This is a genomic window from Psychromonas antarctica (assembly GCF_022267535.1).
Lineage (GTDB): Bacteria > Pseudomonadota > Gammaproteobacteria > Enterobacterales > Psychromonadaceae > Psychromonas > Psychromonas antarctica.
The window spans coordinates 1-25735 of record NZ_JAHNZV010000011.1 but is presented as its reverse complement, the minus strand read 5'-3'; the positions used below and the strand labels follow the sequence as shown (position 1 = coordinate 25735).

The 25735-nt window shown below is 39.9% G+C and carries 22 protein-coding genes; 11 read left to right on the top strand and 11 right to left on the bottom strand.

Features of this window, described 5'->3' with window-relative positions; translation table 11 throughout:
* The first annotated feature begins 55 nt into the window (after positions 1-55).
* From mnmC to oleD, 5 genes are all read left to right on the top strand, one after another.
* Positions 56-2071: a bifunctional tRNA (5-methylaminomethyl-2-thiouridine)(34)-methyltransferase MnmC2/FAD-dependent 5-carboxymethylaminomethyl-2-thiouridine(34) oxidoreductase MnmC1 gene (gene mnmC / locus KSO91_RS04850; protein ID WP_238741821.1), complete on the top strand. Its 2016-nt coding sequence runs from the start codon at positions 56-58 to the stop codon at positions 2069-2071.
* A 162-nt stretch (positions 2072-2233) separates the two neighbouring features.
* Positions 2234-3283, top strand: a complete 1050-nt coding sequence (locus KSO91_RS04845) for a 3-oxoacyl-ACP synthase III (protein ID WP_238741820.1) — start codon at positions 2234-2236, stop codon at positions 3281-3283.
* A 1-nt stretch (position 3284) separates the two neighbouring features.
* Positions 3285-4166, top strand: coding sequence for an alpha/beta fold hydrolase (locus KSO91_RS04840; RefSeq protein WP_238741819.1), 882 nt, complete (start codon positions 3285-3287; stop codon positions 4164-4166).
* A gap of 84 nt (positions 4167-4250) precedes the next feature.
* Positions 4251-5930 carry an olefin beta-lactone synthetase gene (gene oleC, locus KSO91_RS04835; RefSeq protein ID WP_238741818.1) on the top strand — a complete coding sequence of 560 codons (1680 nt, stop codon included), beginning with the start codon at positions 4251-4253 and terminating at the stop codon, positions 5928-5930.
* Positions 5931-5937: 7 nt separating this feature from the next.
* Positions 5938-6987 (top strand): 2-alkyl-3-oxoalkanoate reductase, encoded by a 1050-nt coding sequence (gene oleD / locus KSO91_RS04830; protein WP_238741861.1) that lies wholly within the window; start codon positions 5938-5940, stop codon positions 6985-6987.
* 199 nt (positions 6988-7186) lie between these two features.
* On the opposite strand, the gene KSO91_RS04825 is transcribed toward oleD, so the two are convergent.
* Positions 7187-7690 carry a M48 metallopeptidase family protein gene (locus KSO91_RS04825; protein ID WP_238741817.1) on the bottom strand — a complete coding sequence of 168 codons (504 nt, stop codon included), beginning with the start codon at positions 7688-7690 and terminating at the stop codon, positions 7187-7189.
* Between the two features lie 145 nt (positions 7691-7835).
* Here KSO91_RS04825 and KSO91_RS04820 point away from each other — a divergent pair, with 145 nt between their 5' ends.
* Complete coding sequence (locus tag KSO91_RS04820) at positions 7836-9431, top strand: protein adenylyltransferase SelO (protein WP_238741816.1); 1596 nt, start codon at positions 7836-7838, stop codon at positions 9429-9431.
* A gap of 37 nt (positions 9432-9468) precedes the next feature.
* Here the strand turns inward: KSO91_RS04820 and KSO91_RS04815 are convergent, their stop codons facing one another.
* The 7 genes from KSO91_RS04815 to KSO91_RS04785 form a co-directional block, all read right to left on the bottom strand.
* Complete coding sequence (locus KSO91_RS04815) at positions 9469-10872, bottom strand: glycoside hydrolase family 1 protein (protein WP_238741815.1); 1404 nt, start codon at positions 10870-10872, stop codon at positions 9469-9471.
* Positions 10873-11629: 757 nt separating this feature from the next.
* The gene (locus KSO91_RS04810; RefSeq protein ID WP_238741814.1) at positions 11630-11839 is read right to left on the bottom strand and encodes a cold-shock protein; all 210 of its coding nucleotides are present in this window, start codon (positions 11837-11839) and stop codon (positions 11630-11632) included.
* 213 nt (positions 11840-12052) lie between these two features.
* On the bottom strand, positions 12053-12952 hold the full coding sequence (locus KSO91_RS04805) for a putative metalloprotease CJM1_0395 family protein (protein ID WP_238741813.1): 900 nt from the start codon (positions 12950-12952) through the stop codon (positions 12053-12055).
* Positions 12953-12964: 12 nt separating this feature from the next.
* Entirely contained in the window at positions 12965-13237 is a 273-nt protein-coding gene (locus KSO91_RS04800) for a hypothetical protein (RefSeq protein ID WP_238741812.1), read from the bottom strand.
* Positions 13238-13468: 231 nt separating this feature from the next.
* Complete coding sequence (locus tag KSO91_RS04795; RefSeq protein ID WP_238741811.1) at positions 13469-14962, bottom strand: carbon starvation CstA family protein; 1494 nt, start codon at positions 14960-14962, stop codon at positions 13469-13471.
* A 205-nt stretch (positions 14963-15167) separates the two neighbouring features.
* Positions 15168-15896: a two-component system response regulator BtsR gene (gene btsR, locus KSO91_RS04790; protein WP_238741810.1), complete on the bottom strand. Its 729-nt coding sequence runs from the start codon at positions 15894-15896 to the stop codon at positions 15168-15170.
* 3 nt (positions 15897-15899) lie between these two features.
* Positions 15900-17594: a sensor histidine kinase gene (locus tag KSO91_RS04785; RefSeq protein ID WP_238741809.1), complete on the bottom strand. Its 1695-nt coding sequence runs from the start codon at positions 17592-17594 to the stop codon at positions 15900-15902.
* A 586-nt stretch (positions 17595-18180) separates the two neighbouring features.
* Here KSO91_RS04785 and KSO91_RS04780 point away from each other — a divergent pair.
* Positions 18181-19482, top strand: a complete 1302-nt coding sequence (locus tag KSO91_RS04780; protein WP_238741808.1) for a DEAD/DEAH box helicase — start codon at positions 18181-18183, stop codon at positions 19480-19482.
* Positions 19483-19728: 246 nt separating this feature from the next.
* Here KSO91_RS04780 and KSO91_RS04775 read toward each other — a convergent pair whose 3' ends face one another.
* Positions 19729-20322: a PhnA domain-containing protein gene (locus KSO91_RS04775; RefSeq protein ID WP_238741807.1), complete on the bottom strand. Its 594-nt coding sequence runs from the start codon at positions 20320-20322 to the stop codon at positions 19729-19731.
* An 807-nt stretch (positions 20323-21129) separates the two neighbouring features.
* A complete protein-coding gene (locus KSO91_RS04770; protein WP_238741806.1) occupies positions 21130-22182 on the bottom strand; it encodes a glycosyl hydrolase family 18 protein in 1053 nt (350 codons plus the stop codon).
* 116 nt (positions 22183-22298) lie between these two features.
* On the opposite strand from KSO91_RS04770, the gene KSO91_RS04765 reads away from it, so the two are divergent.
* The gene (locus KSO91_RS04765; RefSeq protein WP_238741805.1) at positions 22299-23447 is read left to right on the top strand and encodes a methyltransferase; all 1149 of its coding nucleotides are present in this window, start codon (positions 22299-22301) and stop codon (positions 23445-23447) included.
* Positions 23448-23525: 78 nt separating this feature from the next.
* On the opposite strand, the gene pyrD is transcribed toward KSO91_RS04765, so the two are convergent.
* Entirely contained in the window at positions 23526-24536 is a 1011-nt protein-coding gene (gene pyrD, locus KSO91_RS04760) for a quinone-dependent dihydroorotate dehydrogenase (protein ID WP_238741804.1), read from the bottom strand.
* Positions 24537-24712: 176 nt separating this feature from the next.
* On the opposite strand from pyrD, the gene KSO91_RS04755 reads away from it, so the two are divergent.
* From KSO91_RS04755 to tnpB, 3 genes are all read left to right on the top strand, one after another.
* Positions 24713-24886: a hypothetical protein gene (locus KSO91_RS04755; protein ID WP_238741803.1), complete on the top strand. Its 174-nt coding sequence runs from the start codon at positions 24713-24715 to the stop codon at positions 24884-24886.
* A 224-nt stretch (positions 24887-25110) separates the two neighbouring features.
* A complete protein-coding gene (locus KSO91_RS04750; RefSeq protein ID WP_238741802.1) occupies positions 25111-25470 on the top strand; it encodes a hypothetical protein in 360 nt (119 codons plus the stop codon).
* Positions 25467-25735 (top strand): IS66 family insertion sequence element accessory protein TnpB (gene tnpB, locus KSO91_RS04745; protein WP_238741801.1); only part of this gene is annotated, 269 nt, incomplete at its 3' end. The genes KSO91_RS04750 and tnpB, both read left to right, overlap by 4 nt.

The window sequence follows — 25735 nt, the reverse complement described above, 5'->3', positions numbered from 1 at the left end:
TCAAGGCACACCGATTTAAAACTTAAATATCATTGCACAATATGGGAAATATATCTTGTCTGAAGACAAAAACAAATTAATTACGCACGCGAAAATAAACTGGTCTGATCAGTCCGAACCATTTTCACAGCTATTTCAAGATGTCTATTTTAATACTGAGCAAGGATTAAACGAATCTTTATATGTTTTTATACAAGGCAATAACTTAGCGCAACGCTGGTTAGATTGCAGTGAACCATTATTTACCGTTGCAGAAACAGGATTTGGTACCGGTCTTAATTTCTTAATAACCTGCTTAGAGTTTCAAGCGTTCCAAAAAAGTCATCCAGCAGCGCAGCTGCAACGTCTGCATTTCAGTAGTTTCGAGAAATTCCCTCTAAATAAACAAGATTTACAAAGTGCCCTCAACCGCTGGCCTGTATTAGACTATTTTATTAAACCATTGCTCGACCAATATCCGCTGGCATTAACCGGTTGCCACCGTATTACACTGAATGAGTTTAATATCACCTTGGATCTCTGGCTTGGCGATGTTAAAGAGATGCTACCCGCGCTTTACCTTTATGATGCTGGGATTTTTGATTGCTGGTACTTAGATGGCTTTGCGCCCAGTAAAAATCCTGAGATGTGGAGTGAGCAACTGTTTAAGCAGATAGCGGATAGCTGCAAAACGGATGCTACTATTGCTACTTTCACTGCCGCAGGTTTTGTGCGCAGAGGGCTTATCAATGCCGGCTTTGCTATGCAAAAACGTAAAGGCTATGGCAAAAAAAGGGAGATGCTAATTGGACAATTTTCACGCGCAGATCTGAAAGTACCAACATATGGCGCCAATTACCGTGCAGCTGCCGACAGTCCAACACGTGATATCGCCATTATCGGTGGAGGCATTAGCAGCGCTTGCCTAGCGCTTGCCTTGATAAAACGTGGTTTTAAGGTCACGCTTTATTGCAAAGATGCATCACTGGCTCACGGCGCATCAGGTAATGAACAAGCTGCTTTGTACCCTCTGTTAAACGGTCACCACTCTGCTCTTAGCCAGTTTTTCACCAATGCTTTTTTATTCGCACGAAATTATGTGCTGCAGTTAGCGCAATCCAATCCTTTTGCATTTGACTTCTCAGGTCTACTACAACTCTATTATGATCCAATATCGGCAAAGAAATTAGATAAAATATTACTGGGGCAATTCCCAACTGAACTTGTCGTGCAAAAATCGGCAATGCAAAGTAACTCGATTGCTCATATAGATATTGGCCAGCGTGCCTTATATTACCCCCTTGCAGGATGGTTAAGCCCGAAGCAGATGGTAAACGCTCTATTTGATAAAGCGCAGCAATCGGGTAACTTAACTATCCACTTTAATCACAAGCTGAACTCATTTTCGCAAAATCCGCATAGCTGGCAGCTAAATTTCGCTGATAAACACGTTGATCATCAACTGTTAGTATTAACGACTGGTTTTGATACTTTAGATTTTAAGCAATGCGAAGCGCTTCCACTTTCTGCGGCACGCGGCCAAGTTAGTCACATACCAACAAATAACACTATTGATAAATTACAGGTGACACTTTGCCACGAAGGTTATCTTACCCCTGAAAATAACCAACAACATTGTATGGGCGCAACATTTAAACGCCATACAACTGATCAATGCTTTTCAGTTCAGGAACAAGACGACAACAAACAAAAACTGGCGAAGTGTATCCCAGATAAGGTTTGGGTCGACGACATTGATATCTCTGGGAATAAAGCTAATGTTGGTATTCGCTGTAGCACACGTGACCACTTCCCCTATGTAGGCGCAATACCCGATTACCGCGCGACCACAACGTTTTATCCTGACGTACAGAAATCCCCCCCCCTTGCTAACGCCCCTTTCCATAAAAACCTTTATATGTTGACCGGATTAGGATCGCGCGGATTATGCACGGCCCCTTTACTAGCAGAAATGTTAGCCGCCCAGATAAACCACGAACCCTTACCTTTGAGCAGTGAAATTCTAAATTCACTGCAAGGAAATCGGCAATGGTTGAATTATTTAAAAAAAGGGAAACCGCTAAAATTTTAATAAATATTAAAGACACATGTAGCAAACAGGTGAAAAGCGATGATTCTTTGCGGATAGCCCTTTGTTAAAATTAAGAATTGCGTTAATCTACGCCCTCGATTTAAGGGTAAGATTAAATAGTGCCCTTTTAAAAGTGAAACAGATGAGAAATAAAGCAGTTTAATGAAATATTCCCGCGTTTATATCAATAGCCTGGCTTATGAACTGGCACCACATATTATTTCAAGCACCGAATTAGAATCGCGTCTGGCGCCTTTGTATCAAAAGCTACGTATTCCTATGGGCCAACTTGCCGCTTTAACTGGCATTCAGGAGCGTCGTTGGTGGCCAGCTAATCATCGTTTATCAGATGGTGCGATTGCTGCTGCAAATAAAACTATCACTGAAACTGCCATTAATATAAATGATATTGGCGCAGTAATTTATACGGGGGTTTGCCGAGATCAACATGAACCCGCAACAGCTTGCCGTATTGCAGCCGAGTTAGGTGTTAATAAAAATACTGCTATCTACGATATCAGTAATGCTTGTTTAGGTGTGCTATCCGGCATTTTGGATATCGCCAACCGCATCGAACTAGGTCAAATTAAAGCGGGACTCGTTGTTTCTTGCGAATCAGCCCGCCATATTGTCGATATCACTATTGATAATATGCTTGAAAATCCAACTATTCAGAATTTCTCTCAGTCTTTAGCAACCTTAACCGGTGGTTCAGGCGCGGTGGCGGTTTTACTTACGGATGGTAGCTTACCGTTAAAAAATTCACGTCAACATCAATTATTAGGTGCCAGTCATCTTTCGGCCCCAGAACATCATGATTTGTGTAAATGGGGATTACAAGAGGTTGGCCTGAAACTGCACCGTGAATTTATGCGTACGAATGCGGTACCGCTACTTAAAGAAGGAGTGGCTTTAGCACATGACACTTGGAAACATTTTTTAAGTCAGCGTGATTGGGAGGTTGAACAGGTAGATAAAGTAATCTGTCACCAAGTGGGTTCTGCTAATCAAAAACAGGTGTTGGCTGCATTAAATATTCCTGCTTATAAAGAATTTCCCACTTATCAAAAACTAGGTAATATGGGCACGGTTTCCTTACCCGTAACCGCGGCAATGGCTCATGATCAGGGGTTCTTAACCAAAGGTGATAATGTCAGCTTTTTAGGAATTGGCAGTGGTTTAAACTGCATGATGTTAGGCGTGGAGTGGTAGTATGAATTTTGAGAGCTTATTTCCTTTTAAACGCAATTTTTTAACACGTAACGGACAGCAATATCATTACCTAAATGAAGGCTCTGGAGATCCCGTTGTGATGGTGCACGGCAACCCAAGCTGGTCTTTTTATTACCGTAATTTAGTGCAAGCACTGAGCAAAAATTATCAATGTATTGTACCCGATCATATCGGTTGTGGTTTATCTGATAAACCCGGTGATAAAGATTATCAATACACACTTAAAAGCCGTATTGATGATTTAGAAGCATTGCTGGACACGCTGCAGATAAATGAAAATATCACCTTAGTCGTACATGATTGGGGCGGCATGATCGGTCTGGGTTACGCAGCACGTTATCCAGAACGGATCAAACGATTAGTTATTTTAAATACCGGTGCTTTTCATCTCCCACAAACAAAAAAATTCCCGATCGCCTTATGGATTTGCCGTAATACTCTATTGGGTACATTGTTGGTGCGCGGTTTTAATGCATTCTCTGCCATTGCATCTCACATAGGAGTGAAACGTAAAGCGATGCCCAAAGCGATCCGTCAAGCTTATGTCATGCCCTTTAACTCATGGAAAAATCGTATTTCTACACTACGCTTTGTGCAGGATATTCCACTTCTGGCGAAGGACAAAAGCTATCAGTTAGTATCTGATATTGATGAAAGTCTAGTTCACTTGCAAACGGTACCGACTATTATCTGCTGGGGTTTAAAAGACTTTATTTTCGATAAACATTTCTTAGACCTTTGGAAGAAAAAAATGCCCCATGCGAACGTCTACGAATTTGCTGATTGCGGCCATTATATTCTTGAAGATGCCAGTGACGAGGTTATTCTTCTCATTGAAAAATTTATGACGGCTAATCCATAAACAGTCGATCTTTATCTCCATCGCCATTGCATCCTAATGGCGATAATATTCATTCAATTATTTAAGTCAGATACGCAGATATTTATGCAAAATAGCAAACATGCCAATCTTTGCCGGCACCTTGTGGATGCAGCACAGCAGATCCCGACTGGGCTTGCAGTTGCGGTTCAACAGAGAAAATTTAATACACTTCGCTATCAAGAGATTGATTTTTTCACACTCAATCAACGCAGTGACCAAATCGCTTTTGCATTTAATCAATATGGCATAAAAAGCGGTGACAAAGCGGTTTTGATGGTCACGCCAAGTATTGATTTTTTTGCCATTACTTTTGCCCTGTTTAAAGCAGGCATCATCCCTATTTTGGTTGATCCCGGCATGGGTACTAAAAATCTTAAGCAGTGTTTTAATGAAGCTGCACCGGATGTCTTTATCGGTATCCCCAAAGCACATATTGCTAGACGACTGTTTGGTTGGGGAAAATCGACCATTAAACATAATATTACGGTAGCAGGATTGAGTTTTTGGGGCGGAAGCAGTTTAAATCATTTACTTAAAAAATATGTGACAGTAGATCCCTATCCGATGGTCGGACTTGATGCGCAGCAAATGGCTGCAATCCTTTTTACTAGCGGCAGTACTGGCAGCCCCAAAGGGGTTATTTATAGCCATGCGATGTTTGAAGCTCAGATAGAACTGTTAAAACATGATTACGGTATTATAAATGGCGAGCGAGATTTAGCCACTTTCCCACTGTTTTCTCTGTTTGGCCCAGCTCTTGGAATGGCTTCTATTGTACCTGATATGGATGCCAGCAAGCCGATCACCGTCAATCCTGATAATATATTTGCTGCCATCGAAAAATATCAATGTACGAATCTATTTGCCAATCCAGCGTTAATAGAGCGATTAGGCCAGGCAGGAATCGTCACTGGAATTAAATTAAACACGCTTAAACGTGTTATCTCGGCAGGCGCACCCGCAACGCTACCCTCAATAGAGCGGTTTACTAAATTGCTTAATAAAGGCGTTGAAATCATTAACTCTTATGGCGCCACTGAATCACTGCCTATTAGTAAAATTGGTAGCCTAGAATTGCTTAGAACAGAAGCTATTACTGATACAGGCGGCGGTATCTGTGTTGGTTTACCTGTACAAGGCACCAATATAGCCATTATTGAAGACAGCGACTTGATTATTGCCCAATGGCAAGACGGGCTTAATTTACCCGCTTATGAAATTGGTGAAATTGTAGTGAGTGGGCCGCAAGTGAGTAGATGCTATTACAATAGAGAGAACGCAACCGCTGCCAGTAAAATATTCGATGGTGATAATGTCCGCCACCGTATGGGTGATCTTGGTTATCTTGATGAACATGCCAGATTATGGATGTGCGGGCGTAAATCTCATGCCGTACATGCAACCTTTGAAAAGCAAGTTAAAAGCTATTTCTCAATCCCTTGTGAACGTATATTTAATACGCATTCTGCCATCAAGCGCAGCGCATTAGTGGCCGTTGAATATGAACAACAAACCGTGCCTCTGTTATGTATTGAGCTGCTCAATGAACCATCAGAAAGTTCAATTAAACTCTTTAATGAATTGACCTTTATCGCGAAAAGGTATCCTCAGACAGTTGGTATCAAGCACTTTTTGATCCATTCGGGTTTTCCTATGGATATCCGCCATAATGCAAAAATTTACCGTGAAAAATTGGCAGTTTGGGCTCAGCAACAGGTGAATAAACGCATTGGACAGAAATAATAGCAAAATGCAATTTAATGCTTTAGATGAGAAACAACAAACGGTTTTAACGTTATTATCATCTCAGGTAAAACGGGTATTTGTCACTGGTGCTGGCGGTTTCTTAGGTTATGCATTATGCCGTCATCTACGCACTGCTGATATTGAAGTGGTCGGTTTTGCTCGTTCAGATTATCCAGCTTTAAGAGCAATCGGTGTAATATTAATTAGAGGTGATATTGCTGAACAACAAGTTGTACTAGAAGCGATGCGCGGATCCGATGTGGTTTTCCATGTTGCCTCAAAAGCCGGAATTTGGGGCAGTAAAGCATCCTATTTTCAAGCTAACGTTTGCGGCACTAAGAATATTATTGAAGCTTGTCGAGTTCTTGATATCCGACGCTTAGTTTATACCAGCACACCTAGTGTTACCTTCGGCGGTGCTGATGAAAATGGTATTGATGAATCTACACCTTATGCGGTCCAGTTTTTAAATTTTTATGGTTTATCTAAGGCGATTGCAGAACAGCATATATTAAATGCTAATGGGGCAATGCTAAAAACCGTTGCACTTCGCCCTCACCTTATCTGGGGACCTGGCGATCCACACTTAGCGCCACGAGTATTGCAACGTGCAGCCGCGGGTAAACTAAAATTAGTAGGGAAAGTTGATAAACTGGTAGATACGACTTACATAGATAACGCAGTTTACGCACATCTTTTGGCTGCAGTTAAACTCAATGAAGCGTCCCCTATTTGTGCTGGTAAACCTTATTTTATAAGTAATGATGAGCCTATTTTGATGGCAGATATGCTTAATAAGATATTAGCCTGTAAAGGACTTGCTCCCGTTACTCAACGCGTACCTGCATGGCTTGCCTATGGTCTGGGCACATTATTAGAATGGATCTATTTAGGCCTTAGAAAAGAACAAGAGCCCATGATGACCCGTTTTGTCGCTCGTCAACTTTCAACCAGTCACTATTTTGATATCCGGTCAGCAAAAGACGACCTAGGTTACCAACCTCTAGTCAGTATCGAGCAGGGCATGGAAAAACTCAAAGCAGCCCTAAGGTAACTAACCTCAACTCGAAATAATGAAAACGAATTTATCTTTAAGATCATAAAGTTGAATATTCACAACATACCATGTTGATGCTTTTGTCTAGTTTAAGGTGACTCAGCGTAGCAATAGGGAGCTATTAACAGCTGAGTTAACGCAGAAAAACACGTAAATTGCGGAACGATATCGATCTGCATATCCGGAGCTGAAGTTACTAATAAAGTGATCCATTAAGCTCATATTCAATCAGAAATAAACGCGTATCAAGCTCTAACTGATAATAATCAGGTAGCATATGTAAGCACAATTTATAAAACGCTTTGTTGTGATCTTTCTCTTTAAGATGCGCCAACTCGTGTACCACAATCATATCCAATAGCGCTTGCGGCGTTTCTTTAAACAAGCTAGCGATACGGATCTCCTGTTTCGCTTTTAACTTACCGCCCTGCACACGTGAGATATAGGTATGGGTGCCCAACGCATGCTTTACTAGTTGTAACTTAGAATCGTAACTGACTTTGCTAATAGGTGAAGACTGTTTTAAATAACGTTTTTTATAGTCCAACACAAAGTCATAGAGCGCTTTTTCACTGCTAATAGCATGTTTATACGGATATTTGCTTTTTAAATAATCCCTGAGCTTATTCTTTTCGATTAGCGATCTCACTTGCTCCACGATATTAACGGGATAATGATTGATATACTCAAGTACTTTCATCGGTTTCAGACTTAATTATTGATAATAAGAGCGATTATAACAGCTGTTTTTAGTTACGCATAAACGACTTGCACTGCACTTGCGTTAAATAACCTAGTAAATTACTATACTATTCATTGTTGTCCTATTAAAAGAAACCAATGCCATGAATAACCTCTCTTTTGACAACCGCTTTATTAACAATTTACCGGCGGATGCACAAACTGAAAATGATTGCCGCAGTGTAGAAAACGCCGCGTACTCGTTTGTAACGCCGTTTAAAACTATTGCGCCGCATTTAATTACCGTTACGCAGCCATTAGCCGCACAATTAGGGTTTTCAAACGACGATATTGAATCACTTCAATTTACCCAAGTGATGACTGGTAATGATCTGTTACCGGGTATGCAAAGCTATGCACTATGCTACGGAGGCCATCAGTTTGGGCAATGGGCTGGGCAGCTCGGTGATGGCAGAGCGATCAACCTTGGCGAGCTTGTAACTTCAACGTTAGGCTACCAAACCCTACAACTTAAAGGTGCCGGTAAAACGCCTTATTCACGTCACGCTGATGGTATGGCGGTATTACGTTCATCAATCCGTGAATTTTTATGCTCCGAAGCAATGTTCCATTTGGGTGTGCCCACTACGCGAGCATTAAGTTTATCTTTAACCGGAGAGCAAGTATTACGCGATAAAATGTATGACGGCAATGCTGCATATGAGCCTTGCGCCATTGTGTGTCGTGTATCCTCCTCATTTTTACGTTTTGGCAGTTTTCAACTGCCCGCCTCTCGAGGTGATGAAACGCTACTTACGCAATTAGTTCAGCACTGTATCAAAACCGATTTCCCTCATTTACTTTCTGAAGATAGGGAGTTTTCTACACACGTTTACCTTAACTGGTTTAGCGAAATTTGTGACCGTACTAGCGATCTGATAGTACATTGGATGCGTGTCGGTTTTGTTCACGGTGTGATGAACACCGATAATATGTCGATTATTGGTGAAACGATTGATTACGGTCCTTATGGTTGGATTGATAATTTTGACTTGAATTGGACGCCCAACAGCTCAGATGCCCAAGAAAAACGTTACCGCTTTGGTAATCAGTCACAGATCAGTCAATGGAATCTTTTCCAGCTGGCAAACGCAATATTCCCACTTATAGGAGAGGCTGAACCGCTGCAAACCATTCTAAGTGATTATGCGGTTAATTATCAGCAAAAATGGTGTGACATGATGGCTGCAAAATTAGGTCTAAAAGCTTACCAAGGCGCGGCAGATTTACATCTTTTTCAATCATTAGAAAAACTATTATTAGCCGTTGAAACGGATATGACGCTCTTTTACCGTTTACTTGCTAATCTTCCCGATGATCTGGATCTGCAATCACACAGCCAATGGTTTGCACTATTATCCCCCTGTTATTACCAGCAGTCAGCGCTTGATGATCCGTATCGACAAGATTTCAGGGCGTGGTTAAAACGCTACTTAGCACGCCTCAATGAGGACGGATTGACACAAAGTAAACGCGCAAAAGCAATGAATCAAATCAATCCTCTCTATGTGTTGCGTAATTACATCGCGCAGCAAGCGATTGAGCTTGCCGAACAAGGTGATTTTAGTGAAATTTTAAAACTACAACGTATTTTGCAAAATCCCTACCAAGAGCAAGAGGGAAACCAAAATTATGCTAGAAAACGACCTGATTGGGCGCACCAAAAAGTGGGATGCTCTATACTTTCCTGTAGCTCATAGGCACTTTATGCTTAGATCAATTGTATATAATTAGCGGTTATTCGCTAGGTGCGGTAAGTAGCTCCCCTTTTGACTCAATAATACCCTGGTACCAATAAAAACTTTTTTTACGTTTACGATTGAGACTGCCCAGACCCTTGTCATCGCGGTCAACATAGATAAAACCGTAACGTTTAGACATTTGCGCTGTAGAGGCACTGACTAAATCAATCGGCCCCCAGCAGGTATACCCCATTACCTCTACGCCATCTTGCAACGCTTCGCCCACTTGATAAAGATGATCATTGAGATAGTCGATACGGTAGTCATCTTCAATCTCACCATTTCCATTTAATATATCAACTGCGCCTAAACCATTTTCAACAACAAATAACGGTTTTTGGTAGCGTTCATAGAGAAGATTAAGCACTATCCTCAGACCTTTAGGATCGATTTGCCATCCCCACTCGGTGGTTTTGAGGTAAGGGTTGCTGCCCATTTTTAACATTTTTTCATCGAGTATATGTGTCTTTTTGTGAGAGCTGACACAGCCCGTCATATAATAGCTAAAAGAAATGAAATCGATGGTCTCTTTTAAGGATTCGCTATCCTCTGCGCTGATCTCAAGTGTGACACCGAGTTGTTTAAACTTGCGCATCATATAACTTGGATAGTAGCCACGGCTTTGCACATCACCAAAGAATAGCCATTCCCTATTTTGCTGCATGGCCTCAAAAATATCATCGGGGTGACTGGTTAATGGATACTGGATGGCCCCCAACATCATATTACCTATTTTTGAATCGGGCGATAAATCATGACAAGCTTTTACCGCTTTCGCACTGGCTACCAATTGATGATGAATAGCTTGGTAAAGTTGTTGCGGGGTACTGTCTCGTGGAACCCCAGAGCCTGTGAAAGGTTCATGTAAAGTGATGTTTATTTCATTAAAGGTTAACCAATGCTTGACCCTATGACCATAACGTGTGAAGACCACTCGAGCATAACGCTCAAAAAATTCAATTAAAGAGCGACTTCGCCAGCCCTTATATTGATCAGCCAAATGCAATGGCATCTCATAATGTGAGAGCGTCACTACTGGAATAATGTCATACTTTTCTAACTCATCAAATATGTTGTCATAGTATGCCAGCCCCAACTCATTAGGCAGTAATTCATCTCCTTTAGGGAATATTCGACTCCAAGCAATTGATAAGCGGAAACAGGTGAACCCCAGTTCTTTAAACAAGGCAATGTCTTCCGGGTAACGATGATAAAAATCGATCGCTGTATCTTTGATATTGAAATCCCCTTCTTGGCGGCCAATCAGCTCACCAAAAGATCCAAAGGGCTGAACATCAGAGGTTGACAATCCTTTGCAGTCGGCCCTGTATGCGCCCTCAATTTGATTTGCGGCTGTTGCGCCGCCCCATAAAAATTCATTTGGAAAACGAAAAGACATAAACATTCCTCATCACGTTATTTAACCTAAAATTGGAAAAAAGAAAGCTAAATAATATTTAATATCATAAAGTTAAAAGCTAACATCCTACAGATTTTGTTAATGGTTTTGTGTGATTCAAGGAAAAAAAGCGTAGCAATAGCTACGCTATTGGTAGCGGAGTTAACACAGAAACACACGGGAATAGTTATACTGTATGGATTTTTTTATCCCAAGCTAAGGTTATTTAGTTAAAAATAAAATAGATTCTAATTAAAAGACAATAAAGAGGAGAATACAACTTAATTCCAATCAACTCTAAATTAATACAGCTAATGTATAAAGCGATACTATTAAATTTGAGCGGTTGCAGCCGCTTTTTGAGCGTGCGGTGGGTATCTACAAGCACATAATATCAGAGGGTATCTTTGGTAACAGCAATGCGTGATACGTTTATTTTCCCTAACGGGGTGAGGTTAAGTCAAGATTTAACCGCAATATTAGCAATCTGACTAATTAAATAATCTAGTTAGGTGGAGAAAAAACGGATGAAAGCAAAGTATTCATTGCACTAAGCCTTTGAGATGATTTTGAAATAAATCAGCAAGCTAGCATTATAATTAATAAGTATAAATGAATAGATAATGAGCACAAGACCTTTATCCATGACAATGGCTCACTTTCCCTGCTTTTACAAGCAAAAAAAATGGTAGTCCCAAAGGATTACCATTTATAACGTTCATTTAGCGCCATATCGGAGCTAAGAGATCATAGTGAATTAAATCGCTACGATGCTATCAGCTTGAGGACCTTTTTGGCCTTGGCTAACAGTGAATTCTACTTTTTGGCCTTCAGCTAAAGTTTTAAAACCTTCGCTAGCAATTGCACTAAAGTGAGCGAATACATCTGGACCAGATGCTTGCTCGATAAAACCAAAACCTTTTGCTTCGTTGAACCACTTAACGGTTCCTTGTACTTTCTCTGACATAATAATATCCTAAAATTGTAATTTAAATTGCCTTTAAAGGCTGAATAGCGTAAAAACAGACTGGAACTTAAAAACTACAGAGCGAGGTATTATTAATAAAACAACGTTATGGAGAATGTAAACAAGAGGCTTTCTTTTTGCTGTGTTGAATTATATAGATTAAGCGATACAAGTCAAACTCTTTTTCAAAAAACAATAACGTTTTGTAAAAATCTATATTTCCGTCTGAAAAGTCGTTCGGATTTTATCCGTTGACGAATTTTGGTAAAGGTTTTTAATCTGTTGAATACGCACATTTAATTCTTTCTGTATATCATTGTCCTTGGCTAAATTGTCCTCAGCCAAATATTGATGACTTGCAAAATGTTCCGGCACAGAGGTTTCATAATTAGCCGTTGATATATTTGTTTTACGGCCATTCCCTTGTTGCTCTTGAAAAATATCACTGCGAGCTTGGGCGGCTATTTGATCCGCCTTAGCTGCGACACGCTTATCTTGACTCGAAGGTTCAGCGGGTGCTAATGCAGCCGCTTTAATCTGAGTGGCTTTACGCAATGTTGCTTGCGGATCATTCGGCACTCGTGATGTGTCAATTGAAACCTCCCCCGAGACAGCATATTTCACCCCATCTGGTCCAGTCTGATAGCTATAACTAGGTGATCCTGCATGCTGCCCGCCAACAGCTGAATGAGCTCTTTCATGAGCCTCTACTTCTGTATCACGTGATTTTAAATTGCTAATCTGTTTTAATTCAAGATCACTGTATTGCGCCTGATCACCACCATCAGGCTGGTCTTCTTTTGTTACGTTTCTCTCTGTTGACTGTGGATTTTGCGACTCAATACTGTTAGGACTATCGCTTTGCTGACTATTTTCCCTACCTAAATCGCTATTTTCTGATCGCTTATTGATGGCTCTATCGTAAGTTATATTTTTATCAGAACTTTGCGAAGAAATATCTGAAATTTCAGCTACAGGAGGAGTACTTGATGTTATTGGATTAGTTTTAGTAACAGAATGATCGGACGCAATATTAGAAGCCTCTGTCTTATTTAGTAAAACAGGGGTTCGGTTTAAAACTTGTAGTAGGCCACTATTCGCCGATATATTCATCAATACAAAAAATTAAACACGCACATCAATTAAACTACCAACCGCTTCATCCGCAGCCATCATATTTCCTGAAGATAATGACTGATGCTCAGATACACGCTCATTAACAATATCTTGATTTAATTTTATAGTTTTTTGTACTGGTTGCTCAGTTGTCACTTTATCAACACTTTGAGATTGTTGCTGATTTTGGACCGCTATAGACTCTAGAGTTGAACTATTTGGTTCATTGCGATATAACGCTGTTGACTGATTACTAAGATTCGATGTTCCGGAAATATCCATTAATTACCCCATTCATTAAATAGTCTTGCCGTTAATTATCGTACAACAATCAGCAAAATACTAATGTTAGTTGTCTATAAATAAAGCAATTTTTTATAAATAGAGTGCATATATAACGTTAGTAGGATTTTCCATACTGCTTATTTCTTTGTAAAAAAGGGCTATTCATCATTCGAATAGCCCTCAATATTTTTACAGCTTTGTCAAAATGTAGGTTTTCCCCGCATAACGCTACACTTTCACTTCTATGCTCTTTTTACCTACAGTGCTTGTCTCAACCGGCTCATCTTCAATATGCTTACCTTGCGAACGTTTAATGACGTAAGTGGTGATCATTAACATAGCAAAGATACCAACAGCCGTTGAGATATTCATCGCCAAGCCAAACCCTAGCGTACTGTTATTGAGGATAAATGTGATACATACTGTAGTCATAAACATAGCTGGCACGGTGCTAATCCAATGGAATTTATTATGACGAAGTAGATAAGCAGATGCAGTCCATAACATCATTACTGCTGTTGTTTGGTTGGCGAAACCAAAATAACGCCAGATAATACCAAAATCAACTTGGGTTAATATTGCCCCTAGAACAAACAAAGGCATCGCCATTAACAAACGGTTGCGAACAGATTTTTGTCCCAAATTGAAATATTCAGCAAGGATCAAACGGCTCGAGCGAAATGCAGTATCACCTGATGTGATTGGTAAAATAACCACGCCGAGAAAAGCCACAATGCCACCGAATCCACCCAATAAACCGATTGAAGTATTATAAACAATGGCACCAGGTCCACCTGCACTCACTGCCTCGGATAATGCCCCAACAGAGCCAAAGAAGGAGAGAGCCAGCGCACACCAAATAAGTGCGATAATCCCTTCACCTATCATCGCGCCATAAAAGACGAAACGACCATTACTTTCATTTTCAAGGCAGCGCGCCATTAATGGAGATTGTGTCGCATGGAAACCTGAAATCGCTCCGCATGCGATAGTAATAAACAGCGCAGGCCATAATGGCATATCATTGGGATTCATATTGCTGAACATCTGGCTTATTTCATAATCACCCAATAAAGTATGCTCGCTTGAGAATACTAATGCGACGATCAGGCCAACCGACATAAATACTAATAAAGCACCGAAAAAAGGATAGAAACGACCAATAATTTTATCAATCGGCACAATGGTCGCTATCATATAATAAGCAAAAATTATCACCACCATGGTAATCATCGGCATCGCTAAGTCAGTCTGTTGATTGACTAAATTTGTTATCATGCCAGCAGGAGCAGAAACGAATACCACCCCGACCAGTAATAACAAGATCAGAGCAAATATATTCATAAAATGTTTTGCCCCTTGACCTAAGTATTTACCGGTAATAGTGGGAACAGATGCCCCACCATTACGTATCGATAACATACCCGAAAAATAGTCATGCACGCCACCAGCGAACACGCAACCCAGTACTATCCATAACATAGCGGCAGGCCCATATAATGCGCCCATAATAGGGCCAAATATTGGACCAACACCAGCAATATTGAGTAACTGCACCAGATAAACTTTGTTTTTACTCATTGGCACAAAATCGACACCATCTTGCTTACTATAAGCAGGCGTTGTGCGCTGCGTTTTAATGCCGAAAACCTTTTCTATTATTTTGCTGTAGATAAAGTATCCACCGAGTAAAAGAGCCACACAAAACAGAAACCAAAGCATATTATTCTCTCCATTGTTCACATTATAAAAGGGATAACAGCTTTGATAGGTGTAATGTCTGAGCAAACTGTTATGGGTAGCACTCTACCCGTTATAGTGACAGCTTCACTCTTTAAAAAAGGCAGTGGTCATATAGGAGATTAAACGGCAGCTGCAAACCTTGAGTGGTTTTGCGTCAATCTGATTAAAGTGCAGCGGATGCTCTCTATGAAAGAGAAAAACGGTCTTTTAATGCTTTTAAATAACGTCGGCTAACGGGTGCAATAGCGCCATTACAGGTAATAATTTCAGCCAAAGAGTTATCTAACAGCTTGATTTCACGAATGGCAGTGGGATTGACTAAATACTGACGATGACAGCGGATCAAGCAAGTTTTTTCTTCAAGTACTTTTAAACTAAGCGAACAAGTGGTTGAATTTACATTTTTCAAGTCCGCACTGCAGATCACATGCACACCCGATTGATCAGAATAAGCGAGTTCTATCTCCTCGGGTTTAAGTAATAAAATGCGGTTATAGCCTGCACAAGGGATTAATTCTAGCTGTTTTTGCAACAGTGGAGTGAAATCAGTCGGCCCAACAATAGACTTTAAACGCGTCAGTGTGATCGCTAACCGCGATGGTTCCACTGGCTTTAAAATATAATCAAAGGCATTATCTTCAAAGGCTTTTAGTGCATATTCATCGTAAGCCGTGACAAACACAACCTTTGGCATCGTATCAGGATCAAGCATGCTCAGCATTTCTAAGCCACTTATTTGTGGCATCTGAATATCCAAGAAAATAACATCGGGTTTTAAGCAGTTTACTTTCTGCAGCCCCTCAATCGCATTATGACAAGATGCCACAATTTCAATTTGCTGCGTTTCTTTTAATAACGCAATTAATTCTTCTCGAGCATATAATTCATCATCAATAACAATTGCTTTTAGCATTGCCTATATCACCCTATTTTCAACTAGTGGGAAAAGTAGTTTGGCTGTCGTAGATATCCCCGGTTCACAAAGCATTTGCAAACCGTATAACTCTCCAAATCGGTTTTTCAGACGCTTATCGACAATTTGTAAACCAAGTCCACTGTCATTTTCTTTTAGCTGGTAAGTACCCGCATTATCAATAACCTGCAACAGCACAAATTTTTGCTCTTTCCTTGTGATTAATTCACCCTTAATTTCTATTTTTCCATTTTCTAATAACGTTGCCGTACCGTGTTTAATCGCATTTTCCACTAGAGGTTGTAATGTAAATGTCGGTACCAGCAGATTCAAAAGATTCGGATCCACTAAAAATTCAACCTGCAAGCGATCCGAAAAACGTGCTAGTTCCACTTCAAGGTAGGCACGAATATGTGCAAGTTCCTCTTTAATTGTCACTGACTCGATATTGTTTTTAAGATTACAACGAAAAAATAGTGACAGCTGTTGAATAAGGTCTCGAGCTTTATTGGGATCTCGACGGATAACTGCGCTTATAGTATTTAATGCATTGAACAGAAAATGGGGATTAACCTGCGCTTGTAACAGCCGTAACTCAGATTGCATTAATAATCGCTGCTGTTCGATATATCGTCCAGTTAAGATCTGGTTAGATAATAACTTGGCCAGTCCTTCACCCAATGTTAAATTGATAGTGGAAAACAGTTTTTGTTTAGGCTCATAAAGCTTAATCGTACCAAGTACTTTATCTTCGCCGCCAAGCAACGGAATAATCAATGCGGATCCTAATTTACATTTATTATGCAGTGAACATTGATAGGGAATTTCATAACCGTCAGCATAGATCAGTTCACAATTCTCAATCGCTTGCTTGGTAAAATCAGAAGAGATAGTGGTGCCTGGCAGATGATGATCCGCACCAATCCCAATAAAGGCGAGGATTTTTTCTCTATCGGTAATAGATACTGCTCCAACCCCCGTTTCCTCATAGATAATCTGTGCTATCTCTTTAGTACTCTGTTGATTAAACCCTTGGCTTAAAATTCCCACAGAGCGCTCTGCTATTTTTAAGGCTTTACTTGAAAAAGCAGCTGAGTATTTCTCATAAATCGCTTTTCTATCTTGGATAATACTCATAAACAGTGCTGCGCCAAACGCATTAGCAACTATCATCGGTAAAGCAATCGCTTGTACCAGATGTAATGCAAGATCAAATGGCTTTGCAACAATCAGTATAATGGACATTTGCATCATTTCAGCAAGCAATAAAATAACAAATGCGACACTCGGTTGGAATATTCTATCCACTAAACCACGACGCACGTAATAGCTATGAATTAACCCGCCCAATAAGCCTTCGGCCGTGGTTGATATGGCGCAAGCTGTGTCTGTAAAACCGCCCATTGAATAGCGATGAAGTCCCCCTGTTAATCCCACCGCAAATCCAACTAAGGGACCGCCGAGTAAGCCGCCCATCACAGCGCCAATAGCGCGCGTATTGGCAATTGCATTTTCAATGGACAGGCCAAAATAGGTCCCAAGAATACAAAACAGACTAAATACAACATAACAAGCGATGCGTTGAGACAAATGGCCGGACACCGTGGTCAAAGGCATAAACAGCGGTGTTTTACTGAGTAGATAAGCGATAACTAAATACACACTAAGTTGCTGTAGCAGCGAGAAAATCAGTTCCATAACCGAGCCTTTATAGTGAATAAAAAACGATTCTATTATAAGCAGCGTCTTATCTGTATTTTATAATTGCGATCTTGTAGGCCAAAGCGTGATTGTAGATAAAACTCTCAATGTAAAATAATACGCCACATAACCGCCAATAATGACCGCAACCATAAAAACAGCCAAAAATTGTTCAGCAAAAAAGCAATGCGAGATAGCCTGCGGTTATTGCCGCATAGGTAGGAGGTTATTTCGTATAATGAAAAAGCCTTGGTAACGTTAAATAATTCGTTTCTATGTGCGAGCTAGGCGAACAACCTGCAATACCAAGCGCCAATAAAGTGACAACGCGGTAACAGTTGATCGGATCATTTTCATATTGATCCCCTTAATGTTGATAGTTGTAGGACATATTGCACATAAAACAACCAACATTAAAGAGTAGATTATCTGGAAAATGGTAACTAATCAATAATTCGCCGCTTAATGGTCTAACAATAAGAAGTTGGGATATTTTTAAATATTATTAACTGCTATCGCCATTGGTACTGTTATACTCGCGCCCTTAATTTTTGTTTACGTTATTTGAATAAGTGGTGGTCTGATGAGTGTTGATGCGATAGGTTTATCTTCGGAATTATTAAAAGCGGTAAAAGCGTGTGGTTATAAAAACCTAACCCCTATCCAGCAACAAGCTATCCCGCTTATTCGTAGTGGTTCGGATCTGCTCGCAAGTGCACAAACAGGGACGGGTAAAACAGCCGCTTTCGCTCTACCTATTTTAGATCTCGTGGCTAAAAGCTTGAGTGACAAAAAAGCTAATAATACCACTATCCGAGCGCTTATTTTAACGCCAACACGTGAGCTAGCCCTGCAAGTCGCTAACAACATCAAAGAGTACAGTGAATTTTTACCACTGAGTTCAGGCGTTGTATGTGGTGGCGTCAATGTCGGCCCGCAAACAAAAATGCTTAAAAGTGGCGTTGATATTTTGGTCGCTACCCCCGGCCGACTACTTGAACATGTTACCTTAAGAAATGTCGATCTTTCCCATGTAAAGCATTTGGTCTTAGATGAAGCTGATCGAATGTTGGATATGGGCTTTTTAAAAGATATTGAACAATTAATGGATGTGATCAAGCAAAAGCATCAAACATTAATGTTTTCGGCCACTTTTTCCAACAAGGTAAAAACCTTAGCGAAACAGTTATTAAACACGCCGAAAACGCTGGATATCTCGCCACAAAACTCCACCTCTGGCAAAGTAAAACAACAAGTTTATTGGGTATCAGAAACACGAAAACGAGAGCTACTCTCAGAACTTATCGGCGTCAAAAACTGGAAGCAGGTGCTCGTATTTGCAGGTACAAAAGAGAGTGCAAACTTATTGGCAAAAGAACTCCAGCTTGATGGTATAAAAGCTGCTTTATGTCACGGCGATAAAACCCAAGGTGCACGCAACAAAGCGATTGAAAAATTTACTGAAGGTAGCGTCCGCGTGCTTGTCGCAACTGATGTCGCAGCGCGCGGTTTAGATATTCCAAATCTGCCCCATGTGGTGAATTTCCACTTACCGTTTTTAGCTGAAGATTATATTCATAGGATTGGCCGCACCGGCCGCGCAGGTAAAACTGGTGCCGCGATTTCATTAGTGAGCCCTAAAGATGAACAGTTTTTAGATAATATTGAAACCTTGATAGGTCGTAAATTTGAGCGCATTGTTTATCCCGGTTATGAATTGGACAGCGAACTACCCGCTCAGTACAACAACCAATCCGATCAGCCTCTTAAGAAAAGCCGTTATAAAGCGACGCAAGAGCGCAACCAAATGATCGCGCGTAAAAAAGAAGAAAACACGCCGGCAGCTATCCGTCGAGCTAAAGCAAAAAACAGAAAAAAGAGATAACTAGCATAAACGAAAATGGCAGAGCAATACCGTTTTATTGCCCTTTTTTTACAGCCGTTAACGGGTTCGTTAATGACTGTAAAAAGACGCCTCAGCCAACTTACGCTTTTTTACTGCTATGAAATGACTGTGATAAACGGACAAGTATAAAAAAACCCACCTGTAATTACCTTTAGAGTTTCTCTGGTAAATCACAATATGGGTTAAAAAAGCACAAAGCACTTATGAGGTTAGCGGTTAGCCATTTTAATCTTCAAATACAGGCATTTTCTTAAGATAACATGTTAATAAAACAATGCGCACACCATTTACCCGCCCTTCAATATGCTCAGGATTATCCGTTAATGCGATATTACGTACCGGGGTACCACGTTTAGCGGTGAAATTACCGCCTTTGACATCTAAATCCTTAATTAATGTAACGTTATCACCAGCGACTAAAACACTACCGTTTGAATCACGGGTAGGCGCTACAGCCTCAATATTATCAGCGGCAACACCATAATCAGCCCAAGCTTTCTGTTCGTCTTCCATATACATCATATCAAGCAAGTCTTGCGCCCAGCCTTCAGTTTTAGCTAAACGCGTTAACATGCGAAATGCGGTTACCTGTACAGCAGGTACTTGACTCCACATACTGTCATTTAAACAACGCCAATGGTTATTATCGAGTTCACTATTTTTTTCTATTTGTGATAAACAAGTGTCACATACTAATACCGATTTATCTGAATTTGGCTCTGAGGCTGGTGGTACGGCATAAACAGAAAGATTATCAGTTGCACTACAGAGTTCACATGCAGAGTTACTTCGCTCTAACAAGCTTGTTTTAATGGGCATGAATTAACACCTTAAAAAGTAGGGAGAAAAAAAGAGGGGCTATTATGCTCCGCTTTTGTCACAAAAAAAAGTGGCATTTGATTATCTGTATATACACCCCCGATTGTCGTTTCGATCTTGAGAATATGTCACCTCACTTTCTGTGTATAACCTTGCGAACATCACCTATGCTACAAAAGTTGTTAAGAAGGCAATCTTTTCTTGTCGTACAGGCGTTAACGACATAGAAGATAAAATCACATCTATTTTTTCCGCTTTCAGCAACAGCTGAAAGTCACTCTCAATTCAACTGTACTGTACTTCGATGCGTTTACAAATTTTATTAGCAAATCGATATCAAAACCTGCCAGTAAATCATCTAGCTTTTTGATTTCAAATGGTGCATAACCTGACTCCACACCCAGTTGAATAGTTTCAGTGGCAAAACTCATTCATTATGCTGTTACACCAGCAATAATTAGTAATTAGAGAAAATAGTCATTTTTTATTTATTAAACCCTTGATCATTATAGATAATGAATAGTTAGAGCACATAGCATGGCAAATAATCAAATGAATTTATGGATCACATAAAGCGCTGCAATAAGTAATTTTTCATTCACTATAAAGGCATGGGGTAAAATTAAATTCAAATAAACAAAGACCCCCGGACAAATCAAATATGATTTTCACTCCAGAAAAATAAACCCACACAATTACAGCTAGAAATGTACAAACCAAGACGCTATCACACCAAAAACAGAAGGAAATCACAGTGGATTTGCGCCGTCGTTTTTAGTATTAATCCGGCGCATAGAATAAAGAATCTCAGTCGCAGAGAGTCACTGTCTCACCTAATGCGGTTTCACTCATCACATTCAATAATGAATACTCAAGTAAACTGTCCTTATAAGTATCTTCCTCAAGTGACATGAGCATCACACCACCTGCATAGCTCAGTGCATAATTGGTTTTATAGATAACTGTTGGAATACCATTATAATTGCGATCTTGACTTTCATCTGTACAAGCATCTGCACGTTTGAAATCAATAATGTCAGCGTAAGTGTCGACACTATCGCCAGCCGAATAAAGGGGGATACCAAGGACTAATTTATTTTGAATAAGACAACGTCCAGTCCAATAATCAATGGCATCAATGGCATCTTGCTGAGATGAGTGGAGATCATCACTATTATCCGTATCAAAAGCCCTAACATTTACAAAATCTACATAATCAAACACCGAGCGGTCAATCACGTCTGCAAGATCTTCATCATCACCGACGCCGGAAATAACCGATATACTAAAAAAATAACCGTCATCCCATAACGCCTCGGAGAGATCTTCCACTAAATCTTCAAAAAGCTCTCCTTCATCATCCGATGGTGTCTGCCAATTCAGATCAACCCCTTCAAGATCATTATCTTCAAGGAACGTAATAACATTATTTACAAATGTACTAGTAATAGAGGAAGAGTTAGCAATAGTTTCAAAAGTACTAGCGTAACCAGGTCCGCCAATAGAAATCCCAACAGTGACTCCTGCCGTGCGAGCGTCTGAAATAAAACCCTCCATTTCTTCATCAACATCAAAATCGTTTAGACTCCCATCTGCATTAACTGTCAAATAAGTATAAAAAAGATATGTTAACTGTGAATAATCTACATCATCTAGATTATCCCTATCATTACCATTCCAATAACCCACTCTTTTGAAGTCAACGGTGGTGGTGTCAGTCTCGCAAACAGCGTCTTCCATAGATTCCAAGTCATCGATAATTGACTCAAAAATCCCATCACAAGCGGTTAAACTGAAAAGAACCAATAAGCTCGGTAGTATTTTTTTATTATTCTTAAAGTATGTTCGTATATTGAACAAAATAACGCTCCATTAAAGTAATTATTTGTATGTGGATAATATCAATTTCCTAAAGTGCCGAAGCAAGTTAAAATGAATTATTATTACTTTATTACACTTATTTAGGCAAAAATTCTATGAATGAAACATTGAACATTGCAGAACAAACACTGGTTCTGCATCGTCATCCAAGAAACAAGCAAGAAACGTTACAAGCATGGGATTCTGCTGATGAATACCTGATTAACTACTTTACTGATAATGAGCTTGGGAAACATCTTGGCGCTGATGAGCAAATGCTATTAATCAATGATAGTTTTGGCGCATTAAGTTGTTATTTTCAAGAAATCGAACGCACAGCTATTTCCGACTCTTACATTTCCCTGAGCTCAATTAAACTTAATATGCAGCGTAATAATTGCTCGGAAGAGAATATTGTTGTCCAAGACAGCTTACAAAACTTTCCAAGCAATGTGAAAATAGTGTTAATTAAGATCCCTAAAACACTCTCTTATCTTGAATTTCTCTTGCAAAAATTGCGTGAAGTAATCACCCCTGAAACCATTATTGTGGCTGCGGGTAAAGTGAATATGATTCATAACTCCACACTTGCGCTTTTTGAACAGTATATTGGCAGCACTAAAACATCACTGGCTAAAAAGAAATCACGCTTAATTTTCAGTTTAGTTGAACAACAAAACATTCCCGAAAAAGAGATAGCTATTACTTGGGAAATTGAAAAACAACAGTGGAAAATCCATAATCATGCGAACGTATTTTCACGTAACCATCTTGATATCGGTGGCCGTTTTTTAATGGATAACTTACCGGAAGGCCCCTTCTCTAAAGTTGTTGATTTAGGTTGTGGTAACGGTATTGTGGGTATGGCAGCGGCAGAGGCTTACCCTAATGCACAAGTCACTTTTATTGATGAATCTTATATGGCGATTGACTCTGCCCGTATTAATATGGCCAAGAACTTGCCTGAAGATCAAAGTGAAAATGCTCGCTTTGTGGTTAATAATGGACTAGTTGGTTTTAAGCCCAAAACCTACGATCTTATCCTATGTAACCCCCCTTTTCATCAGCAACAAGCGATTACTGACAATATTGCTTGGAGCATGTTTAATGATGCGCGTTTCTGTTTAGTCGATGGCGGAGAGCTGGTTATCGTGGGCAATCGTCATCTCGATTACCAAGATAAGTTAGAGCGTATTTTTGGGAATTGTGAACTGGTATCTGAAAATCAAAAATTTGTTATTCTACGTGCCGTAAAAGAAGACTAATCTTCCTTAACGCATCTGCCCTATTAAAAAAGGCAACTCACTGAGTTGCCTTTTTTATTTTTATTGTTGTCTTTGCTACTAAATATTATTAACTATCTGTTTAACCAACTGTGGGCCGTGATAGATAAAACCAGAATAAATTTGTACCAAACTTGCACCGGCATCTATTTTTTCCTTAGCCGCTATCACGCCATCAATACCCCCTACACCAATAATAGGGATCTGACCTTTGAGGTGCGCGGCAAATTTTGCAATCACAAGTGTACTTTTGCTTTGCAGTGGACGGCCACTTAAACCACCAGCTTCACCGGCATGTGACATGCCTTTAATTATTTCACGGTCAAGCGTTGTATTAGTTGCAATTAAGCCATCTATATTATATTTAAGCAACGATAACGCAATAGCTGCAATTTCCTCATCACTTAAATCAGGAGCCACTTTGAGTGCAATAGGCACGTATTTATTATACTTTTCTTGGAGCTCTGTTTGACGTGTTTTTAAGGCATCTAATAGATCATCGAGTGCTTCACCATACTGTAATGAGCGTAATCCAGGAGTATTAGGGGATGAAATATTGACCGCAATATAACCTGCATAGGGATAAACTTTATCCATACAGAGTAAATAATCATTTTTTCCTTCTTCTACTGGTGTAGAGAAGTTTTTGCCGATATTAATGCCAATCACGCCTTCAAAATCACTCTCTTTTATATTGGCAATTAAATTATCTACGCCGCGATTATTAAACCCCATGCGGTTAATAATGCCTTCTGATTCTAATACCCGAAATAATCTCGGTAATGCATTACCCGGTTGAGCAACGGGTGTTACCGTACCGACTTCAATATGACCAAACCCCATTGCACCGAAAGCATCGATACATTCACCATCTTTATCAAGACCAGCAGCTAACCCCAACGAATTAGGAAATGTTAATCCCATCACTTCAACCGGACGCTGCTGTACTTTTTGGCGATAAAAGAGATCCAAAATCGTACCGTGCGTTAATTTAAGCTGCTTTAATGATAAATTATGTGCTTTCTCGGGATTAAACATAAATAAAAAACTGCGCATTATTCGATAAAACATAACAAAGGCCTCTAAAGTAAAGAAAAAAACTATCTATATTATACCGTTTATCTGTCAAAGGTGTACTACAAAAAATGCTACAGCATTTGCTTATTTACCCACTGCCCGTAATAATGAAAGTACACTTTTATTCAATATTGTAGTGTGTTGTTATCTTATGAGTAATGAGGCTTAGCATGGAGAATACGTACGCGTTTTTAAGTCTAGTTCTTGACTCAATTACTGAACATATTGTTGTCATCGATGAAGTCGGCGATATTCAATTTGTAAATAAAAGCTGGACTGCATTTGCAAATAATAATGATTGTGTTGTAGGTGATGACTGGCGTGGTGTGAACTACATAGAATAATGTAATAAAGCCTCTAAAATAGGCGATGATTTTGGTACACAAGCGGGGAATGGTATTCGAAGCGTTATAGAATAAAAGCGCCATAAGTCATTTTATTTTGAATACCCTTGTCACAGTGCAAATGAAAACCGCTGGTTTATAATGCGTGAGCTTACGGCAGCGTAGCTCAACTTCCATTTTTTGTTCTGATTTAATACGGGTAACTCATCCATCAGGACTTAATTATGTCAAATCCAGAGCAACTTAGTAGCGTTATTACTGCATTTGAGCAGTGGCGTCACCATAAAAATGGACGTCAAACACCAGCCCTTTTACGTCAACAAGCGGTCGCATTGCTAGATAATTATTCTTCTAGCCGAATTACTTCGGCATTACGAATCAGCGGTACTCAGCTAAAACAGTGGACAGAGTCACTTCAAGTGGTGAATAAACCTGCTCCATTCGTTCACCTTCCGCTTTCTTCAAGCGTACAACATAAATCACTCAATTTGGAACTGCATTTTCGTCATGGCGAGCAACTTACCCTTTGCGGTGATATTTCCTTGAGTCTGATCACTGCAATGATCCAGGAAATGAAATCATGATCCATTTAACCGCCGACACTCACATTTTATTGGCTACCAAGCCCGCCGATTTTCGTCAAGGGATTGATGGTCTCGCTGCCGTTTGCCGCAGCAGATTATTGGCCGAACCTCGATCAGGGACATTGTTTGTTTTTATTAACCGTAATAAAACCATGATACGAGCACTTGCTTATGACGGCACTGGTTTTTGGCTGATGACCAAACGATTATCTACGGGGAAATTCCCTCATTGGCCAACGTCGAACAAGGTGATTCAACCTCTGGC

Bases quoted from the DNA above. Each gene is read 5' to 3' on its own strand.
- KSO91_RS04845 (WP_238741820.1), top strand. From the start codon at position 2,234: ATGAAATATTCCCGCGTTTATATCAATAGCCTGGCTTATGAACTGGCA.
- KSO91_RS04840 (WP_238741819.1), top strand. From the start codon at position 3,285: ATGAATTTTGAGAGCTTATTTCCTTTTAAACGCAATTTTTTAACACGT.
- oleC (WP_238741818.1), top strand. From the start codon at position 4,251: ATGCAAAATAGCAAACATGCCAATCTTTGCCGGCACCTTGTGGATGCA.
- oleD (WP_238741861.1), top strand. From the start codon at position 5,938: ATGCAATTTAATGCTTTAGATGAGAAACAACAAACGGTTTTAACGTTA.
- KSO91_RS04825 (WP_238741817.1), bottom strand. From the start codon at position 7,690: ATGAAAGTACTTGAGTATATCAATCATTATCCCGTTAATATCGTGGAG.
- KSO91_RS04820 (WP_238741816.1), top strand. From the start codon at position 7,836: ATGAATAACCTCTCTTTTGACAACCGCTTTATTAACAATTTACCGGCG.
- KSO91_RS04815 (WP_238741815.1), bottom strand. From the start codon at position 10,872: ATGTCTTTTCGTTTTCCAAATGAATTTTTATGGGGCGGCGCAACAGCC.
- KSO91_RS04810 (WP_238741814.1), bottom strand. From the start codon at position 11,839: ATGTCAGAGAAAGTACAAGGAACCGTTAAGTGGTTCAACGAAGCAAAA.
- KSO91_RS04805 (WP_238741813.1), bottom strand. From the start codon at position 12,952: ATGAATATATCGGCGAATAGTGGCCTACTACAAGTTTTAAACCGAACC.
- KSO91_RS04800 (WP_238741812.1), bottom strand. From the start codon at position 13,237: ATGGATATTTCCGGAACATCGAATCTTAGTAATCAGTCAACAGCGTTA.
- KSO91_RS04795 (WP_238741811.1), bottom strand. From the start codon at position 14,962: ATGCTTTGGTTTCTGTTTTGTGTGGCTCTTTTACTCGGTGGATACTTT.
- btsR (WP_238741810.1), bottom strand. From the start codon at position 15,896: ATGCTAAAAGCAATTGTTATTGATGATGAATTATATGCTCGAGAAGAA.
- KSO91_RS04785 (WP_238741809.1), bottom strand. From the start codon at position 17,594: ATGGAACTGATTTTCTCGCTGCTACAGCAACTTAGTGTGTATTTAGTT.
- KSO91_RS04780 (WP_238741808.1), top strand. From the start codon at position 18,181: ATGAGTGTTGATGCGATAGGTTTATCTTCGGAATTATTAAAAGCGGTA.
- KSO91_RS04775 (WP_238741807.1), bottom strand. From the start codon at position 20,322: ATGCCCATTAAAACAAGCTTGTTAGAGCGAAGTAACTCTGCATGTGAA.
- KSO91_RS04765 (WP_238741805.1), top strand. From the start codon at position 22,299: ATGAATGAAACATTGAACATTGCAGAACAAACACTGGTTCTGCATCGT.
- pyrD (WP_238741804.1), bottom strand. From the start codon at position 24,536: ATGTTTTATCGAATAATGCGCAGTTTTTTATTTATGTTTAATCCCGAG.
- KSO91_RS04755 (WP_238741803.1), top strand. From the start codon at position 24,713: ATGGAGAATACGTACGCGTTTTTAAGTCTAGTTCTTGACTCAATTACT.
- KSO91_RS04750 (WP_238741802.1), top strand. From the start codon at position 25,111: ATGTCAAATCCAGAGCAACTTAGTAGCGTTATTACTGCATTTGAGCAG.